Source organism: Alicyclobacillus acidoterrestris (assembly GCF_022674245.1).
Lineage (GTDB): Bacteria > Bacillota > Bacilli > Alicyclobacillales > Alicyclobacillaceae > Alicyclobacillus > Alicyclobacillus acidoterrestris.
The window spans coordinates 3,004,154-3,021,457 of record NZ_CP080467.1 but is presented as its reverse complement, the minus strand read 5'-3'; the positions used below and the strand labels follow the sequence as shown (position 1 = coordinate 3,021,457).

The window sequence follows — 17,304 nt, the reverse complement described above, 5'->3', positions numbered from 1 at the left end:
AAATTATCGATGGAGAACTTACTGACAAGGCGTGTTCAGTCGCTTATAATGTGATCAAAGATTTGTACATGAGGGGAAGACTATTCAAGGATGATAGCTGTATACGCCAGGGTATCGACAGACGAACAAGCGAAGAACGGTTACAGCCTACAAGATCAGATTCGTGAATGTCGGATCAAGGCGGGTTCGGATGACATAAAAGAATACATTGATGACGGGTTCAGCGGCGAGTTTCTCGATCGCCCTGGACTTTCTTCTTTACGGCAAGATGTACGCGATGGACTAATAACAAAAGTTGTATGTCTCGACCCCGACCGGTTATCACGTAAATTGGTCAACTCTGTAATCGTAGCTGACGAGATTGAGAAATACGCCGAATTAGTATTTGTAAACGGTGAATATCAAAACACGCCAGAGGGTCGGCTATTTTATCAGATGCGCGGTGCGGTAGCTGAGTTTGAGAAAGCCAAAATTAACGAGCGTATGTCGCGTGGCCGTAGACAGAAAGCGCGTCAAGGTAAGGTTGTAAAAAACCCGCGAGTGTATGGATACGATTATGATAAAGAAAACGGGAAACTTGTCGTCAATACCCGTGAGGCTGAAGTTGTGCGATGGATATTCAACGTATTCACCGATCCAAACAGTAATATACGTGGACTAAACCATATTGCTGCACAACTCATTGAGCAAGGCGTACCGACGAAACGTGGAGGCATATGGCATCGCCAAACGGTTAAGCAGATTTTGAAAAACCGTGCCTACATTGGCGAGGTATACCAGAATCGATACAACACAGAAGGTCGTATACGAAATAAATATGTGTCCGACCCATCCGAACGTGTGATAACGACTGAACGCCCTATGGACGAATGGATTCGCGTGGAGTGCCCTGCGATCATAGATGTTGGGCAATTTGATTATGCACAAAAGTTGTTAGAGAAAGTTAGACGCGAAACTAATGGAAAGACAAAGCGCCAATATCTGCTTTCGGGCCTATGTCGATGTGGAGATTGCGGTATGCGTATGCATGGGCGATATGCTAAACGGTGGGACAAATGGTACAAGACGTATACAGATAGACAGAATTCGCCTGGTCGTAATCGTGGTTGCGGAAATTGGGTACGCGGCGAGACTATAGAGGATAAGGTCTGGAAACATGTTATTGATTATGTAACATCTAAAATGAATGCCGAATCAGCACCAACAGTCGAACAACCAAGTTACGAGCAAAGCGAACTGGCGCGTATTGATAAAGAGTTGAACCGGATAAACACGGGGAGACAAAAGTTGCTCGACCTGTTGATGGATGATGATATCGACGATACAGATATTCGCGAACGGTTGAAAAAGTTGCAGGATCAACGTCAAAAGTTGGAAGAACGACGCAACCAATTGGAACAGGAAATGAACAATGTGAAAGCAAACGATTATGTAGTCGATATGTGGAAACAAGTTTGGGAAATGTTGAAATATGTAAAGCCGGACGAATTCGAATTCGATGCCAAACGTAACATCATTCGCAGTCTGGTGCGCGAAATTAAAATATACAACAAAGGCGAAAACGTCGACATTTTTATGATATGACAACACGCACCCTGTAGTCAGCACGTCTGAGATTCTCATGTATCTGCGCAGCACCAAGAAACATCGGCGGGATGCGTTTCTGTCGGATCCCATTGGCACCGATAAAGACGGCAACGAGATGACGCTTGCGGATTTACTCGGGTCCGATCCCGACGAAGTCGTCGACGTCGTCGACTTTGCGTGGGAAAAACAGAAGATGTATGAGAGTTTACCGGTGTTGGCGGACAGGGAGAGGGAAGTGCTTTGCAAGCGGTTTGGGCTGCCCAATGGGGAGGAGCGCACACAGCGGGAGATTGCGGCGGAGTTGGGGATATCGAGATCGTATGTGTCGCGCATTGAGCACAGGGCCTTGACTAAACTGTACGACTCGATGCGTGGGACCGGCCGGAATGTGCGCAAGCGCGCAGTAGGAAGGGGGGCGCGCGCGAATTCGCAAAGGGATGAATCATAGGTAGCGCCAAGTGGCATCCATCGGACGTCACTGCGTAAATAGCCGGTGTTTGGACGGAGCGGTCATGAATCGACCGCTCCTTTTGTGTACACTAGGCATGGGCCGTGTGGCTGTGCTATCATGGTCTACCGCGTACATGACATCGTCTTGGCGATATTGCGTGTTTGAAACAGGCGGTTCGAGCAAGCTGATAAATGGAACGGGTGATGTCGTGAGTTGGCTGCAGTCGTTAATGCCGAATGAATACGCTTCTTCAATTTATGAAATCGATTTGGAACGGTTGTGGAACCAAGGGATTCGCCTGATTTTGACGGATTTGGACAACACGCTGGTTCCCTGGAATCATCCGGACGTGCCGGAAGACCTCGCGACGTGGCTGAACAAGGCGCACGCACGGGGGTTCCACGTCTGTATCGTGTCCAACAATTCGAGTGGCCGTGTCGAGGAATTTGCCGCATTGTCCGGTTTGCCGGCGGTAGGGGCAGCGAAAAAACCAAAACCGGTTGGGTTCCTCGAGGCGCTGCAGCGGTTTGATATGCGGGCGGAACAGGCGGTCATGGTGGGGGATCAACTGTTTACCGATGTTCGAGGCGGCAATCGCCTGGGCATCTACACGATATTGGTGCTCCCGATTGAGAGCAAAGAGTGGTGGGGCACGCGAATTGTTCGCAATGTCGAGCGCATGGCGATGCCGCTGTTGCGCGCGCGCGGACTCAAGCGTCCCAATTCGAATTCACTCCGGAGGTGAGATTATGGATGAAGAGGTAAAAGCGGTTGTCTGTGTCGGCTGTGGATCTCCATTGCAGTCACAAGACGAGCAAGCGCCGGGCTTTGTACCGTCTAGCGCGATGGGCAAGGAGAACGTGTTGTGCCGGCGCTGCTTTCGCATTCGCAACTACGGGGAATTTCTGCCCGTTCAAGTGAGTGAGCGCGAGTATCAGGCACAGGTCGCTCAAATTTTTGACAATCCGGGATTGGTTCTTTACGTCATCGACGTATTCGATCTCGCCGGCAGCCTCGTCCCGAACCTCGCCCGCTTTGTCATGAACAGCGACGTGGTGGTTGTGGTGAACAAGGTGGATTTGTTGCCGAAAGGCGTGCGCTTTGAGGCGCTATCCGACTGGATTCTCGAGCAGGTGCGAGCGACACACGTCGAGGCGAACGAGGTGCTGTTTGTCAGCGCCGCGACGGGGATGGGTTTGGATTCGTTGTATCGGCGCGTGTTCGACGAGACGGATAGGCCCGTTTATGTCGTCGGGATGGCGAATACGGGCAAGTCGACGTTGCTCAACGCGGTGGCCAAGCAGTTCGACGTGCCAAACGATCCCTATACGGTCTCGCGTCGACCGGGCACCACGTTGGCGTTGTCGCGCTTTGAAGTCGCAGGCCCGAACGGACCGGTGACGTTCGTCGATACGCCAGGGTTGATTCATGGCACGCGCGTGATCGATAAACTGTGCGCGGATTGCTTGAAGCGCGCCGTACCAGACGCTCGGCTGCGCCCTCGCGTGTATCAGTTAAACCCGGAGCAGACGTTGTTTCTCGGCGGATTCGCGCGGCTGGATTTCGAATCTGGCGTTCGCCAATCCATCGTTTTATACATAAGCAATCAGCTGCCGGTTCACCGCACGAAGTTGGAGCGCGCAGAGGCCATTTGGGCGGAGCATCGCGACGATATTCTACAGGTGCCGGGGCCTGAGTGCCAGTCGTCTTTCACCGATTTGACGCCGCATCCCATTCAATCGACGCGACGGGGTCAGCGCGTGGCGCAAGGGACCATCGCGGTATCCGGTCGCGGGCGCGATATCGTCATTCCTGGACTCGGGTGGATCACGCTCTCTGGCGAGGCGTTTCGCGGTCGGCTGTGGCTGCCGACTTGGTTGGATGTCGCCGTGCGGCCGAGGTTGGTCGGGGATTTGACGAGATCGAAGGAAGGGCTGTACTCATGAAGCTGTTTGGTCTCCTCGGTTACCCGGTCGGGCACTCGGCTTCGCCCGCGATGATGAATGCGGCGTTCGCGGCGGATGGAGAAACCGCCGTCTATGTGCCGTTCGCCGTCTCTCCAGAGCGGATTGAGGAAGCTCTGGCGGGGCTGTCCGCGCTTGGTGCTGTCGGCGTCAACGTCACGGTTCCGCACAAAGTTGTGGCGTTTCATTGGGTGAAGACCCACACCGAAGAAGCGCGGCGCATTGGCGCTGTGAATACGATTCGTTTCACGGAAGATGGCGCCATTGGGCACAATACGGATGTTTCCGGTTGGTGGAGATCGATTGGGCATCACGTCCCCAGCGCGTCTCCCAGTTTTGCCGTGATTGGTGCGGGCGGGGCAGCGATGGCCATCTTGGCGGCTATCGCGACACATCGGCCGAAAGCCGATGTGACGGTCATCGCGAGACGGGAATCACAGGTGGCGGCACTAGCACGTCGCTTTGATACGGAACTGAGCATTCAGTACGCACCGTGGGAGAAGCGAAACGCGGTTCTGGCGGCGGCAAACGTCATTGTGCAGACGACGCCGATTGGTATGTGGCCGAAGGTCGATCAGTCGCCGGTGACGGATGCGGGCGTCTTTCAGCCGGGGCAGATTGTGCAGGATATTGTGTATCGCCCGCGTGAAACGATGTTCGCCAGGTTGGCTAAGTCGCGCGGTGCGGTCGTGGTTGACGGAGCAGACATGCTTATCTACCAAGGTGTGGATGCCTACGAGTGGTGGTTAGGGCATGAAGCACCGGTGGACGTGATGTTTGCGGCTGTCGACCGACATCTCGCACACGAGCAACTGGCGCATGAGTGAGGTGGCAGGGGTGTGCTATACTGTGGACAGTGGAACCACTTTCCAGCGACCAGGAGATTTACCAGATACATCGGCTAAGCGCGTGCTGTTGTTTGGGGGGACGTTTGACCCTCCGCACATCGGCCACTTGGCGATGGCACAGCTTGCGTGGGAACAGACAGGTGTCGATGAAGTCTGGTTTTTGCCGGCACCGAGTCCACCACACAAGGCGGAGATTGGCGACGACACATTCTCCTGGCGCCTTCGCATGGTTGAGGCGCTGATTGACGGACGTCCGGGGCTGCGCGCCGTGCCGATTGAGATGTACCTGCCACGGCCTTCGTTTAGCGTAGACACCGTCCGAGCGTGTCAGACATGGTATACAGAGACGCAATTTTCCTTTTTGTTAGGTACGGATAGTCTGGCACAGTTGCCCACGTGGCATGGTGCACAGGAACTTGTGAAACGTATCGCATTCTATGTAGCAGGCCGTAGTGGTTACCCGTTTGCAGCCGCGCTTGCAACCGTCCAGTCCGATTTGGCGGACGTGCGGGCCACGCCGATAGAAATGCCGCTACTCGACGTGTCGTCCACGTGGCTTCGGGAACGCCTGGCAAATGGGCTTGATGTGTTTGGGTTAGTGCCGCCGCGGGTACTCGACGTGTGGAATGCCGGCCCGTAAGGCGGGATGGGAGGCGCACGTAATGGATTTGTCCCAGTTGGTCAACGATGTGAAAAACAGTCTTACCCCGCATCGGTTGCGGCACGTCGAAGGCGTTGTCGCGACGGCGGTGGAATTGGCAAAACAGGTTCACATTCCCGAGGAGCAGGCGGAGGTCGCCGCCTGGTTGCACGATATCGCGCGGGAGTGGCCGTGGGAGAAACTGACTGAAGCGTCACAGACAATTGAGGTGCCAGCAGGGTTCGCGAGTATCCCGATGCTGTTGCATGGACCGATTGCCGCCCACCTCGGCAAGGTTCAGTACGGTATTACAGACGAACAGATTTTAGATGCCGTCCGCTACCACACCACGGGTCGGCCAAACATGACGACGTTGGACATGGTTTTGTTTGTGGCAGATGCGATTGAGCCAGGGCGCAATTATACTGGCGTGGACGAGATTCGGGCAGCCGCAGCGCACAGTTTGCAATCGGCTGTGAGGCTCAGCATCGACAATACCATCCGCTTTTTGGTGGACGCGGGAAAACCGCTGTTTCCATTGACGGTCCTCACGCGGAATGAACTTTTAAAGCGTTAACCTGTAAGGCACTAAAGGAGGCGTGTACATGCAAATAAACGAAGTAGAGCGCGTTGCTCAGGCAGCTGCAAACGCAGCACAGGACAAAAAGGCGACGGATGTCGTCGTGATGAACGTGCAAACGTTGACGCCTATGGCAGATTTTTTTGTGATTTGCTCGGCGAATTCTCGACCACAAGTAGAATCTGTGGCACGGGCTGTACGCGATGAGCTGAGCGAGTTGGGCGTCACTTGCAGAGGCGTTGAGGGAATGGACGAAGCCCGCTGGGTGCTGCTCGACTTCGGTGACATCGTGGTACACGTGTTTCGACCAGAGGATAGAGAGTTTTACCACATTGAGCGCTTGTGGGGAGAAGCTGATGTCTACACAGTCGGCGAGTCGTCGACGTGACAGCTTACGAACAGTTCGCAAGTGTTTACGACATTTTTATGGCAGATGCGCCATATCAACCATGGCTTCACCTGATTGAATCGCGTTGGCAGATTGCAAACTTTCACGTGGCCGATGTGGGATGTGGCACGGGCACACTGACCGTGCCACTGGCGGCGAAGGCACGCACGTGTGTCGGTGTTGACGCGTCGGAAGCGATGTTGGCACAGGCGCAGGAGCGGGCGTTCGACGCACGTGTACACGTGGAGTTGCTCTGTCAGGATGTACGGGCTTTGCGGCTGCCGCGTCCAGTTGACCTTGCAGTTTCGACTTGTGATGTCGTGAATTACATTCCTGGGACCGATTTGCGCCAAGTGTTTCAGGCTGTGCATGACGCACTGGTGCCGGGTGGCACGTTTGCGTTTGACATCATCGGTCCTACTCGTTTGGCTGCATTGGCGGACGGTTATTGGCATCAAATTGAGGAAGACGCTGTGTTATTGCATGAGACGCGCGTGGTTGGGCAAACGATTGAACACGAAGTTCACGCGTTTGTGCAAGTCGATGACGGGTTGTATGAGCGCGTTGAAGAACAACATCTTCAATACTTTCATTCCGAAGCAGATATTTCGGCTGCGTTGCGAGACTGTGGATTCGACGTGTGCGAAGTACTTGCGGACTTCGCTCACAAACAGACGGATGCAGCAGATAGGCTCGTCTTTATCACGCGCGCGTAAGTGCAATGGATACGCCCGGGTCAAACTTGTCATCGGTGGTCTTCATTCAGAGGGCGAAACGGTTGCCTGAAACGCCATAAAGGCCTCGAGTGCCGCTGGGTTCGCGTGAAAGAAGACCACCAGTGCCTGTAGCGATTCCAGCGTACGTGGACTGACGTGGTGTTCGATACCCTCGACGTCGCGTTGAATCGTCTCTTCTGCCACGCCGAGCATACGCAGGAACTCGGCGAGCATGGCGTGGCGTTCTTTCATGAGTTTCCCCATTTTCTTGCCGCGCGGCGTCAGCACAATCCCCCGATATTTTTCGTAACTGACATACTCGTTTTCGTCTAACTTCTGAAGCATCTTTGTCACCGAACTAGGTTGAACCGCGAGAGAACTCGCAATGTCAGAAACGCGCGCGTACCCCTTTTCGTTCATCAGTTCATAAATTTTCTCCAAATAATCTTCCATACTGGGTGTGAGCACGCGGATACCTCCAATTTCTTCTACATCAATTTTACACGACCATCGAAATGCCCCGCAATCTTTTGTCGTCCTCATGTTATTGTATTCATTCACGCCATTTTGTCGTTTGCAAAGTTGCATATGGTTTAACTTGGAGCAAACAGGCGTTCGCTGCGTCCGGATTGAATACCTCTCCATGTTGTGCACGTTCGAAAGGGAGATGATGCAATCGTGGGAAGGTCATCCAATCTCTGGCTCGTTGATGCGGACGACGCCGAAGTGTTGAGCAAGGTCAAACGGCGGACTGTCGGGAAGTGGTACTGGCCGTTTCCCGCGTGGCTGAAGGTCGTCTTGTCACTGGTGTTGGTCGTGGGATTTGTCGCGGTCGGATGCTTCATCGGCGCTGGCAAATCGACCGCGGGTGCTGGAAGTGGCGCACAAAGCCAAACGATGCGACTTGGCACATCCGCCAAAACTTCCGCAAATTCTTCCACATCATCGCCTGCAACGGCTGGGTTCTCCGACAGCCAGGTGAGCGAGGGATTCATTCAGGTCGACGTCCACGGCGACGTCGCCCGGCCAGGGGTTGTCAAAATTCCGCCGAATTCGCGGGTGAAAGATGCGATTCAAGCGGCTGGGGGTTTCCTGCATGCAGCCGATAAAACGAATGTGAATGCGGCGGCACTCCTGTGGGACGGCGAGGAATTGGACGTTCCTGTAGCGGCACAGACAGCTTTGCGTAACGCCAGGGAACCCGCATCAGAAGCGTCATCCGCGACGGACACTGCGACGGGTGCAAACGACAATCCGGACGTTGCGTCGAGCGAAGATGTCACGGGTGCGTCGAGTTCCCCTTCGTCAGGTCAGAGAATTGATTTGAATACAGCCGATGCGGCGACGTTGGAATCCCTGCCCGGCGTGGGGCCGAAACGAGCGGCTGCAATCGTATCCTATCGCTCGGCGCACGGATTGTTTCACTCGGTCGACGATTTGCTCAATGTCAAAGGGATTGGTTCGAAAACGCTCGCCGAATGGGCGCCTAGCTTGTACGTGGACGGTCAGTCCGAGACCGGGCAGTGAAACACGACGCCCGATTGGTGAATATGGGCGCGTGGTTGGCAGTCGGTGCGCTCGTTATTTCCGCGCACAGCTTTATATCGCGCTCGCACCTTCAAATGCTGTTTGAGGTGGCAATGGGGTGGAGCATCTCTGCGGCCGCGTTGGCGGTTGTTATCCGGCGGCGCTTCGCGCGAGTGGTGTTGGTTTACCTTTGTCTGCTTGGTGTCGCGCTGGCAATGGGGTGGCTGGACAGTGTCGATGTGGCGCCGCGCCCTACTGTCGCAATCGGATTACCGACTGTCATCCGCGGCACGGTCACAAGTGCCGCGGTCTACGCGAGTGAGACGATTTATCAGATAAACGTGCGCCATGAGGGTGCGGGGACGGGACAAAGGCGATGTGACTACACAGTGTCGTGGCGTCCCACGAGCCACGCTGTTCAACCCCTCTTTGTGGGCGAAGGCGTGGTGCTATCCGGCATGTTTGTCGAAGATGATGGGCAAACGGCCGAAAACACTGCACGAGCGGTTGATTTATTGTCTCCGCTTTACAAGTTTCGAGGCCAATTGCTCAGCGTTCAGCCGGCCCGAGGCGCCCTCGCCGATTTGCAGTGGCTGTCGGGGGCGTTGGACAGGACGGTGCCAAGTGCAGACGGTGTGTTTGCAAACGTCGCTTTGTCCATGGTCGTCGGGCGGGCGGCTGCGGTGCCATCCGATACGCAGACGCTATTTCTCGACGCGGGGGTCATGCACCTGCTCGCGGCCAGTGGCGCCAATGTGGTTTTGGTATTGCGCGTCAGTGGATTGGTCTGGAAAGGCGTTGTGCGCGTGTTGCGGGTTCAGGTCAAGATGCTCCCCATTTTGTACCAACTCGCGGTTGTTTGGGGCTTTGTCTGGCTCTGTGGTGGGGCGATCCCCATTGTCCGAGCCGGCGTCTTTGCGTCGTATACAGTCCTTGCGCGAGCGTGCGGTCGTCCGGTGCACCCGTTTACGGCATTGTCGGTTTCAACGCTTCTGTTTGCGCTTTGGTCGCCAGAGGAAATCTCGACTGTCAGCGGAATCTTATCGACGATGGCAGCGTTTGCGATTTTTCAGGCGACACAGCTATTGCCACGCAATTCGCCGCACCGCCGTGCAAATGGGTTCTGGCCGCATTGGTTGATTTCTCTGCTGCATAGAGCGCTCTCGCATGGGTGGTCATTGATGCTCGTCAGTTTGTTGATTGACGCCTATATGATCCCGTTAATCTGGTGGCTATTTGGACAATTGACGCCGTATGGTGCCGCAGCAACGGTCGTCGTCGAGCCGTTGCTCGTCCTGCTTCTCCCGTTGACACTTTTGTGGTGTGGGATCGTTCTACTTGACCAGTGCCTTCCGTTATCTCGAGCCTTTGCCGACGTTGGGCACGGCGTCGGTATGACGGATGTGGGACTTGTTCATTTTTTGTGTTTCGCTTTGCAAAAATTTGTGGCGCTGCCACACAGTTTCGACGTCATGCCGCAGCTTCCGACTTGGTGGATGCTGGCCTATTACGGGTTACTCTTGCTGTGTCAGCGGCCGACGGGGATTGCACGCGCTCTAGTTCGTCTCATTGCTCGTATGAATGCGCATCAAATCGTGTAAATTAAAAGTTGTTGTGCTATGATTAAAAACTGGATAGAGCTTGATGGCCGTGCAGAGGCCACTAGCAATGCTTGGAATCATAAAATATGCGGTATGGAACTGGAGAGGACGAGCAATGACCAAAATTGTGATTGTCGGTGCCGGTTATGCGGGAATGGCAGCTGCTGCTCACCTGGATAAAGCGGGTACGCCTTTCACCATCGTGAACAACCATGATTACCACTACTTGACGACGCTGTTGCACGAAGCTGCAGGCGGACGTGGCCCTGGGTCGAACTATCAAGTGCCCATCAAAGAAGTGCTGCGCCAGGATTCCTCTGAGCTGGTCGTCGACCAGATTACGGGAATTGACCGCAACAAGAAGGTCGTCGTCGGTCAAGCGGGCGAGTACGCTTACGATTATTTGATTTACGGCCTGGGTTGGGTATCGGAGTACTTCGGCATCAAGGGTCTCAAGGAAAACAGCTTGAGCATTACCAACTTGGACTCGGCTGTCGGGATTCGCGAACACATTGAAAACGAGTTTAAGGCGTACGTCAAGGATGGGGACAAGCGGCACCTGCGCATTGCGCTTGGCGGCGCTGGTTTAACCGGAATTGAATTGATGGGTGAATTGCTCGAGTACCTGCCACAGTTGTGCAAGTCTCTCGACATTCCATTCTCGGAAGTCGACGTGCAGTGCATCGAAGCGATGCCGACGATTCTGCCGATGGTCGCGCCACACCTGCGCCCGTATGTCGCTGAAACATTGACGAAAAAGGGTGGCAAGTTGCGCACCAACACGAAAATTATGGAAGTTACGCCGGGTGTTGTACACCTCGATGGCGGCGAGACCGTCGAAGCTGGAACGATTGTTTGGACCGGTGGCGTTCGCGCGAACCCATTGTTGACGGAAGCTGGGTTTACAGTGGACCGTCGCGGTCGCGGCAAGGTGAACAGCTTCTTGCAGTCTGCGGACGACGACCACATCTTCATCGTCGGCGACAGCGCGTGGGCTGAGGATGAAAACGGCAAACCGTTCCCACCGACGGCTCAGATGGCGGAGCAGATGGGCGCTTTGGCTGCGCACAACCTGCTTGCACAGCTCAACCGTCAACCGATGAAGAGCTTCAAGCCGCGCAACTGGGGTACGCTGTGCTCGCTGGGTTCGGAAGTTGGCGTAGGCGACGCGTTTGGCGTGCCTATCAAAGGTGTGACCGCTGCACTTGCCAAAGAAGGCAGCAAGGCGAAGTACCTTTGGGAATTGGGCGGTATGCGCTTAGCGGGCAACCGTACCAAGCAAATGATGCGCATCTAATTACTGTTCGCCTAGATATTCTGGAAAAGGCGCCTTCCTACACCAGACAAGGTATACTGGTGTTGGGGAGGCGTCTTTTTTGGATTTTGTGACAGCATATGAACAACTGACATCAGGCAAACTTGCGCCCGTATATGTGCTGTATGGTACGGAAGCATTATTTATGGATAGATTTACGCAGAAACTCGTGGAGTTGTCCGATGGGCAGGCGCTGGCGCGCTACGATTTTGAAGAAGATGGCGTGGACGACGCACTGTTTGAATTGCAAAGTGTCTCGCTGTTTCTTGCGCAGCCTGTGGTTTTGATTCGCAACTGCACGGCGTTTCTTGCGCAAGGCAAGGCGGGGGCATCGGGGGAGGCCCTGGAGGCGTACCTTCAGAATCCCGTGAGCGAGCGCACACTGGTGGTGACGGTGCCAGGAGAGAAGCTGGATGAGCGAAAAAAGGTGACGAAGGCGGCGAAGCGTCATATCGTGATCGACTGTCGGACACCCAAACCAGCGGTTGCACTGCGGGTGCTCAAGCAGGATCGCGACCGCCTGCAGGTCGACCTGACAGATGATGCGCTGGACGAGCTGTGGCGGCGCACAGGGACTGTGACACACGCGAGCAATGAACTCGAGAAGTTGTCTATCTATGCGCTGGGGCGAACGGTGACGGTGGAGGACGTGCGCGCATTGGTAGCGCAAACGATGGAGGAGACGGTCTTTGACTGGGTCGATCACGTCACCCAAGGCCGCATCGGCCACGCCTTCGCGAATTTGCAGGAGGTCGCGCGCCAAGGATACGATGCGCTGTCGTTGCTCGCGATGCTGGCCCGCCAGTTTCGCTTGATGTGGTTCGCGAAAGCACTCGGCCAGCGCGGGATGCGCATGGAGGACATCGCAAAGCAGGCGAAGGCGCATCCGTTTGCGATGAAGGTGGCGGACAAGCAGGCGCGAAATTTCACGTTGTCGGCGATTGAACGGCTTATTTGCCAAGCGGCGGATTACGAGTTGGCGGTCAAGCGCGGTCGGCGCGACGCGCAGCAGGCGATTGAATTGTTGATGCTCGCGGCGGCTGGGAGTACGAGTGCGCTGCGGCGGGCAAAGTAAGCGCGAGGGGGTGCTTGCGGATGGCGGATGAGCCGGGGAGGCAGCAAGTCCGAATTATCGGCTCGGATGGACAGTTGCACGTAGTCGAGCAGAGTGCGCCCGCGAAACCTCAGTCGGCTGCAAAAATGGTAGCAGACAAACTGCACGTCAAATATGAGGACGATGCCGACAATGGAGAACTGCGCGCGAAGGATGCTGGACGCATCGGCGGCAACTTAGGTGGACCGATGGTATCGAAATTGGTCGCGTTGGCACGCCAGGAGATGGCGAACCAGCATGTGGCTTCTTTAATTGAGGCGACAAAAAAATAAACGACCCAAGAATGGGTCGTTTATTTTGACTCACGCGTTGTTGCTGGCAACAAGCTCGTTGAAGTGCTTGGTCAAGCGGGACTTTTTCCGCGAAGCGGTGTTCTTCTTGATGATCCCCTTGGTGACAGCTTTATCCAATGCGCGGGTAGCCGTCAACAAAGCTGCACGCGCTTGTTCAACGTCGTGAGCAGAGAGCGTTGTCTCATACTTTTTAATGGTCGTACGGAGTGCGGATTTCATTGACATGTTTCGCGCCGTTTGACGCTCCGCGATACGGACGCGTTTCTCTGCAGATTTAATGTTTGGCATGAACGGTTCACCTCCAACTGCACAAAACCGGCATCTTTACAGACGAAAGAGAGTTTACCACATCATACGGAACGTAGCAAGATGGACAAGCAGAAACGGGGTGGGGTTATGACAAAAAAAGTGACGAGAATTCAAATTCACGGGCAACCGAAGTTTATCCCGCTGCAGGAGCGCCACCGCTCCCTAACGAGTTACAGCCCGCGCACAGACCTGGCGATGGAAGCACACGATCTCGCCCGTCAAGGCGGCCACACAGTCAACGGCGTCGACGAGTACAAGGAATCTTTTGACGGCATCGAAGTCACGCGGGTCAAGGTCCGCACCAAAGTGGCGGAACGGCGGCTCGGTAAGCGCAAGGGGACGTATGTCACGCTTGATATCCCTGGACTGCGCCGGCGGGATCCAGATCTGCAGGAGCGCGTGACCCAGGTCTTCGCGGACGAACTCAACCGGCTCCTGGATGTGCCGGAAAACGGTTCCGTGTTGGTCATTGGCCTGGGCAACGAACATGTTACCGCCGACGCGCTCGGCCCGATGGTCGTGACAAAATTGTTTGTCACGCGCCACCTGTTGGAGTACATGCCAGAGGTGCTTGGCAACGGCCAAGGGTATCGCTCCATCGCCGCCGTCTCCCCGGGCGTGCTGGGCCTCACCGGAATTGAGACGAGCGAGATTGTGCGCGGTATCGTCGAACGCGTCAAGCCGGATGCGGTGATTGCCATCGATGCGTTGGCGTCGAGATCGCTCTCCCGCGTCAACGCCACCATCCAGTTGACCGACAGCGGCATCCAGCCGGGCGCTGGCGTCGGCAACAACCGCAAATCCCTCGACCGCGAGACCCTCGGTATCCCCGTCATCGCCGTCGGCGTGCCGACCGTCGTCGAGGCAGCAACCATCGCCAACGACGCCATCGAGTTGGTGCTCAACCAACTCCGCGAACAAGTGCCCGGCAATGCCGCGACTGCCCTCTTCGACCAACTGTCCACCGGCGAAAAGTGGCACTTAGTTCGCGAGGTGCTCGATCCGATGGAAAACAACCTGGTCGTCACCCCGAAGGAAGTCGACGACTTCATGGAAGACGTCGCATACGTGGTCGCCAAGGGCCTAAACGTGGCACTTCACCCGGCCATGACGATGGAGGACGCCGACTTGGTCACGCATTGAGCGGGGGGACGCTGTGGCGCGCTGTGGGGGCACGCAGGCTGGCGCGCGGGTGGCCGGGATCGGACAGGGTGGCGCGGGGCACGCGCCGCCTGCGGTGGACTTGGGGGCCTGCGGCGCCGCATAAGGTAACTTTTCTGCGCTATTTGTGACATATCGGCGCTGCGGAGGCGGATAAGGTAGGAAATCTGCGCTATTCGCGAGGATTTACCCAAAACCGTGCCCGAAGAAGCGGAATAAGGCATTTTTGATGCCCTAATCGGTGCAAAAGTGGCGCCAGTGTCTTAATAAGACACGATCGCGCCCGGCACGCGGCCCCAAGCCCCACCGGCGCGCCGCCTCCCAAGCCCCACCCGCCACGCGCGCCCCACACCTCCGCAAAAAAAGCCACCAGTGCCGCACCTGCGTGCACTGATGGTGGCCCACCCTTATAAACTACTAGAGGCGTTTGCTAGACCGGCGTGATTCAGGATGCTTTGGACGTAGTTTTGCGTCTCAGCATATGGTGGCACGCCTTGGTACTTTGATACGGCGCCCGGACCAGCGTTGTAGGCTGCAAGGGCCAGCGGGACGCTGCCGCCAAACTGATTGAGTAGCTGCCGTAAGTAGCTCGCGCCAGCGTCGACGTTTTGCGCAGGGTCAAAGGCGTTCGACACCCCCAGCGACTGTGCCGTGCTCGGCATCAATTGCATGAGGCCTTGTGCGCCAGCGCTGGACACCGCGTTGGGATTAAACCCGGATTCTTGTTGAATCACGGCACTGAGCAGTGACGGCGGCAAGTTGTACTTTTCAGCCGTTGTATTAATGATGGAAGCAAGGCTTCCACTAGGCGCAGTAGCACTGGTAGACGTTGGTGCGCTCGTAACACCCGCATCTGCTGCGGTGCTATTTGCACTCGTCGCCGTTTGCGGCGTGGTGCCTGTGAAATTTGGTAGCAAGGATAAGAGCAGTGGCGTCAAACTGTCGCTCGTGTTGATGGTGCTCGGATCTACGCCAGACAGTCCAGTGAGTCCTTGCGAAGATGCGGTGGACGATGGATTGATACCCGCTGTCGGCAGTGTGGAACTTTCTTCGCTGACGAGCATTTCCAACGTCTCTTCCAGGATTTCTTCGAAAACTTGATTAGTAGATTGCCACTGGCTGACGATTTGGTTGCCTGTCGGCACAGCCGTTGCAGCGGTTGTGTTCGCCGCCGTCGAGCCAGTAACCGGTGACACGTTCATCGATGCTTTTCCCCCACCGCTAGATTTCTACTCGTATGATTCGCCGCGCAAAGAGCACATTCCTGCGTAGGTCGAAGGCTGTCCCATAGAAATCTTCTCCCATATAAATCTGATGAAATCTTTGACGGTAGTGCTAATCTAGCAACCCCGTGCATAACGTTTACTAGAAGCCAGAACAAGGACGTATGGCAGGCATAGTGGATGCGCGAAAGGGTGGAGAGGTATGACACAGGCGTGGGGTGCAATGCGGCGGCGGCTCAAAAAAGTGGTTGCCGGTGTCCTCTTTGTTGGTTTGTTGGTGGGATCGGGCGGCACTTTATTCACCGTGTTCGCCGAAGCGATGAGCCACTTGGGAAGAGCGAATGTGCAAACTGCTGTGCAAGTTGAGTCAGCGGACAATGCGGACAACCCGGCAGTGGGTGCAAGTGGTGCTGGTGCACAACAGGCGTCGGGGGAATCGAGCGCGCCCGCAGAGGCTTCCAATATATATCAACCGCCAGTCATGGAGTATTCCAACACAGAACTTTCGCAAGGTGACAGTGCGAGCGTGGGACTGACTTCGAACGGTGACAATCCGAATCCGGATGAGGACGGTGTGAACAGCGCGCTGGCCGCGGCGATGGACTCGGGGGGCGTGTATCTCGGCGAACATCTGCAGAATGCGTTCGGCTCCATGCTGAAGGGTGTCCTCGATACGCTGTTTATTAACACCAATTGAACATCGCGTCGCGTGCGATTTGCGATTTGCGATTTGCGATTTGCGATTTGCGATTTGCGATTTGCGATTTGCGATTTGCGATTTGCGATTTGCGCGGTTCCGTGCAATTCGCGTCTTGATATATCGGAGGACTCCATTCACTCAGACAGGGGGTAGCGCGGTTGGCGAGAGGACCCGAGACACACCGCGAAAAATTACTAAAAGGTGCCGTCGAGATAGAACTGCTCTCTATCGGCTGGATCATGACCGAGGCCATTCTCGCGGCCATCGCGGCCTATCGCGCAGGCAGTTTGTCGCTGTCCGCCTTCAGTGTCGACAGCGCGGTGGAGCTATGGAGCGGTATGTTGTTGGTGGTGCGGTTGTACGTCGAGATCCAGTCCGGGGAAGAGATGGCTTCCGAACACAAGATAGAGCGCTGGACAAGTGGGGTCATCGCCCTTTGCCTGTTCACCTTGGCCGGCTACGTCTCGTTTCGCAGTGGACAGGTGTGGCATGGTCACCAATCGGCGCAGATGACGCTCTTGGGCTTGGTCACCGCCGCTGCCAGCAGTTTGTTTACGCCGTGGTTGGCGCTGCAGAAGTTGCGCTACGGCCGCCTTTTGCACAGTCCGAGTCTGATTGGCGACGCGATGTGCAGTTTCACCTGTGCGTACATGTCCTGGGCGCTGCTCCTGGGCATGGGGCTCAACAGCCTATTTCACTGGTGGTGGGTCGACTCCGTGGCGGCGCTCGCCATTCTCTATTTTATTTTGCAAGAGGCGTGGGAGTCTTGGCACAGTTTCAAGTCGGGTGAGCCACATGTTCACGATCACGGCGCGCACCGGCATTGACCCGTTGCCGCTTGTTGGGCGGTTTGTTCGAATGGTATAATCGGTGGGTGCAAGCCGCGC

General features: G+C 55.7%; 19 protein-coding genes and 1 pseudogene. 17 read left to right on the top strand and 3 right to left on the bottom strand.

Features of this window, described 5'->3' with window-relative positions:
• The first annotated feature begins 90 nt into the window (after window positions 1-90).
• The 9 genes and pseudogenes from K1I37_RS14735 to K1I37_RS14695 all read left to right on the top strand — a co-directional run bounded on the left by K1I37_RS14735 (window position 91) and on the right by K1I37_RS14695 (window position 7,174).
• Window positions 91-1,584, top strand: coding sequence for a recombinase family protein (locus K1I37_RS14735; protein ID WP_021296204.1), 1,494 nt, complete (start codon window positions 91-93; stop codon window positions 1,582-1,584).
• 25 nt (window positions 1,585-1,609) lie between these two features.
• Window positions 1,610-2,035, top strand: a pseudogene (locus K1I37_RS14730) (sigma-70 family RNA polymerase sigma factor); the annotation flags it as partial.
• A 64-nt stretch (window positions 2,036-2,099) separates the two neighbouring features.
• The gene (locus K1I37_RS14725) at window positions 2,100-2,783 is read left to right on the top strand and encodes a YqeG family HAD IIIA-type phosphatase (RefSeq protein WP_236613901.1); all 684 of its coding nucleotides are present in this window, start codon (window positions 2,100-2,102) and stop codon (window positions 2,781-2,783) included.
• Window positions 2,784-2,787: 4 nt separating this feature from the next.
• Complete coding sequence (gene yqeH / locus K1I37_RS14720; protein ID WP_021297281.1) at window positions 2,788-3,984, top strand: ribosome biogenesis GTPase YqeH; 1,197 nt, start codon at window positions 2,788-2,790, stop codon at window positions 3,982-3,984.
• Complete coding sequence (aroE, locus tag K1I37_RS14715) at window positions 3,981-4,829, top strand: shikimate dehydrogenase (protein ID WP_021297280.1); 849 nt, start codon at window positions 3,981-3,983, stop codon at window positions 4,827-4,829. The genes yqeH and aroE overlap by 4 nt, the downstream gene beginning before the upstream one ends.
• Complete coding sequence (gene nadD / locus K1I37_RS14710; RefSeq protein ID WP_031218948.1) at window positions 4,822-5,490, top strand: nicotinate (nicotinamide) nucleotide adenylyltransferase; 669 nt, start codon at window positions 4,822-4,824, stop codon at window positions 5,488-5,490. The genes aroE and nadD overlap by 8 nt, the downstream gene beginning before the upstream one ends.
• Before the next feature lie 22 nt (window positions 5,491-5,512).
• A complete protein-coding gene (gene yqeK / locus K1I37_RS14705) occupies window positions 5,513-6,067 on the top strand; it encodes a bis(5'-nucleosyl)-tetraphosphatase (symmetrical) YqeK (protein ID WP_021297278.1) in 555 nt (184 codons plus the stop codon).
• A gap of 28 nt (window positions 6,068-6,095) precedes the next feature.
• On the top strand, window positions 6,096-6,458 hold the full coding sequence (gene rsfS / locus K1I37_RS14700) for a ribosome silencing factor (RefSeq protein WP_021297277.1): 363 nt from the start codon (window positions 6,096-6,098) through the stop codon (window positions 6,456-6,458).
• Complete coding sequence (locus K1I37_RS14695; protein WP_021297276.1) at window positions 6,455-7,174, top strand: class I SAM-dependent DNA methyltransferase; 720 nt, start codon at window positions 6,455-6,457, stop codon at window positions 7,172-7,174. The genes rsfS and K1I37_RS14695 overlap by 4 nt, the downstream gene beginning before the upstream one ends.
• Window positions 7,175-7,216: 42 nt before the next feature.
• Here K1I37_RS14695 and mntR read toward each other — a convergent pair whose 3' ends face one another.
• Window positions 7,217-7,627 carry a transcriptional regulator MntR gene (gene mntR / locus K1I37_RS14690; RefSeq protein ID WP_081654158.1) on the bottom strand — a complete coding sequence of 137 codons (411 nt, stop codon included), beginning with the start codon at window positions 7,625-7,627 and terminating at the stop codon, window positions 7,217-7,219.
• Window positions 7,628-7,852: 225 nt separating this feature from the next.
• On the opposite strand from mntR, the gene K1I37_RS14685 reads away from it, so the two are divergent.
• The 5 genes from K1I37_RS14685 to K1I37_RS14665 all read left to right on the top strand — a co-directional run bounded on the left by K1I37_RS14685 (window position 7,853) and on the right by K1I37_RS14665 (window position 13,003).
• Window positions 7,853-8,701 (top strand): ComEA family DNA-binding protein, encoded by an 849-nt coding sequence (locus K1I37_RS14685; protein ID WP_021297274.1) that lies wholly within the window; start codon window positions 7,853-7,855, stop codon window positions 8,699-8,701.
• A complete protein-coding gene (locus K1I37_RS14680) occupies window positions 8,698-10,302 on the top strand; it encodes a ComEC/Rec2 family competence protein (RefSeq protein ID WP_021297273.1) in 1,605 nt (534 codons plus the stop codon). The genes K1I37_RS14685 and K1I37_RS14680 overlap by 4 nt, the downstream gene beginning before the upstream one ends.
• Window positions 10,303-10,417: 115 nt before the next feature.
• Window positions 10,418-11,599, top strand: a complete 1,182-nt coding sequence (locus K1I37_RS14675) for an NAD(P)/FAD-dependent oxidoreductase (RefSeq protein ID WP_021297272.1) — start codon at window positions 10,418-10,420, stop codon at window positions 11,597-11,599.
• Window positions 11,600-11,687: 88 nt separating this feature from the next.
• Entirely contained in the window at window positions 11,688-12,692 is a 1,005-nt protein-coding gene (holA, locus tag K1I37_RS14670) for a DNA polymerase III subunit delta (protein ID WP_236613902.1), read from the top strand.
• Between the two features lie 20 nt (window positions 12,693-12,712).
• Window positions 12,713-13,003: a small, acid-soluble spore protein, alpha/beta type gene (locus K1I37_RS14665; protein WP_021297270.1), complete on the top strand. Its 291-nt coding sequence runs from the start codon at window positions 12,713-12,715 to the stop codon at window positions 13,001-13,003.
• A 30-nt stretch (window positions 13,004-13,033) separates the two neighbouring features.
• Here the strand turns inward: K1I37_RS14665 and rpsT are convergent, their stop codons facing one another.
• Complete coding sequence (rpsT, locus tag K1I37_RS14660; RefSeq protein WP_021297269.1) at window positions 13,034-13,312, bottom strand: 30S ribosomal protein S20; 279 nt, start codon at window positions 13,310-13,312, stop codon at window positions 13,034-13,036.
• Between rpsT and gpr the strand changes: the two genes are divergently transcribed.
• A complete protein-coding gene (gene gpr, locus K1I37_RS14655) occupies window positions 13,262-14,476 on the top strand; it encodes a GPR endopeptidase (RefSeq protein WP_272496357.1) in 1,215 nt (404 codons plus the stop codon). The genes rpsT and gpr overlap by 51 nt on opposite strands.
• Window positions 14,477-14,901: 425 nt before the next feature.
• On the opposite strand, the gene K1I37_RS14650 is transcribed toward gpr, so the two are convergent.
• On the bottom strand, window positions 14,902-15,696 hold the full coding sequence (locus tag K1I37_RS14650; protein WP_021297265.1) for a lytic transglycosylase domain-containing protein: 795 nt from the start codon (window positions 15,694-15,696) through the stop codon (window positions 14,902-14,904).
• Between the two features lie 223 nt (window positions 15,697-15,919).
• Between K1I37_RS14650 and K1I37_RS14645 the strand changes: the two genes are divergently transcribed.
• Both K1I37_RS14645 and K1I37_RS14640 read left to right on the top strand, forming a co-directional pair.
• Window positions 15,920-16,414: a hypothetical protein gene (locus K1I37_RS14645; protein ID WP_021297264.1), complete on the top strand. Its 495-nt coding sequence runs from the start codon at window positions 15,920-15,922 to the stop codon at window positions 16,412-16,414.
• A 161-nt stretch (window positions 16,415-16,575) separates the two neighbouring features.
• Window positions 16,576-17,244: a cation efflux transmembrane domain-containing protein gene (locus tag K1I37_RS14640; RefSeq protein ID WP_021295250.1), complete on the top strand. Its 669-nt coding sequence runs from the start codon at window positions 16,576-16,578 to the stop codon at window positions 17,242-17,244.
• The last annotated feature ends 60 nt before the right edge of the window (window positions 17,245-17,304 follow it).

Excerpts from the sequence above, each read along its gene's own strand:
- K1I37_RS14650 (WP_021297265.1), bottom strand. The coding sequence starts at position 15,696 with ATGAACGTGTCACCGGTTACTGGCTCGACGGCGGCGAACACAACCGCT.
- yqeK (WP_021297278.1), top strand. The coding sequence starts at position 5,513 with ATGGATTTGTCCCAGTTGGTCAACGATGTGAAAAACAGTCTTACCCCG.
- rpsT (WP_021297269.1), bottom strand. The coding sequence starts at position 13,312 with ATGCCAAACATTAAATCTGCAGAGAAACGCGTCCGTATCGCGGAGCGT.
- mntR (WP_081654158.1), bottom strand. The coding sequence starts at position 7,627 with ATGGAAGATTATTTGGAGAAAATTTATGAACTGATGAACGAAAAGGGG.
- K1I37_RS14735 (WP_021296204.1), top strand. The coding sequence starts at position 91 with ATGATAGCTGTATACGCCAGGGTATCGACAGACGAACAAGCGAAGAAC.
- rsfS (WP_021297277.1), top strand. The coding sequence starts at position 6,096 with ATGCAAATAAACGAAGTAGAGCGCGTTGCTCAGGCAGCTGCAAACGCA.
- K1I37_RS14675 (WP_021297272.1), top strand. The coding sequence starts at position 10,418 with ATGACCAAAATTGTGATTGTCGGTGCCGGTTATGCGGGAATGGCAGCT.
- aroE (WP_021297280.1), top strand. The coding sequence starts at position 3,981 with ATGAAGCTGTTTGGTCTCCTCGGTTACCCGGTCGGGCACTCGGCTTCG.
- K1I37_RS14645 (WP_021297264.1), top strand. The coding sequence starts at position 15,920 with ATGACACAGGCGTGGGGTGCAATGCGGCGGCGGCTCAAAAAAGTGGTT.
- K1I37_RS14665 (WP_021297270.1), top strand. The coding sequence starts at position 12,713 with ATGGCGGATGAGCCGGGGAGGCAGCAAGTCCGAATTATCGGCTCGGAT.
- K1I37_RS14725 (WP_236613901.1), top strand. The coding sequence starts at position 2,100 with ATGAATCGACCGCTCCTTTTGTGTACACTAGGCATGGGCCGTGTGGCT.
- yqeH (WP_021297281.1), top strand. The coding sequence starts at position 2,788 with ATGGATGAAGAGGTAAAAGCGGTTGTCTGTGTCGGCTGTGGATCTCCA.
- nadD (WP_031218948.1), top strand. The coding sequence starts at position 4,822 with ATGAGTGAGGTGGCAGGGGTGTGCTATACTGTGGACAGTGGAACCACT.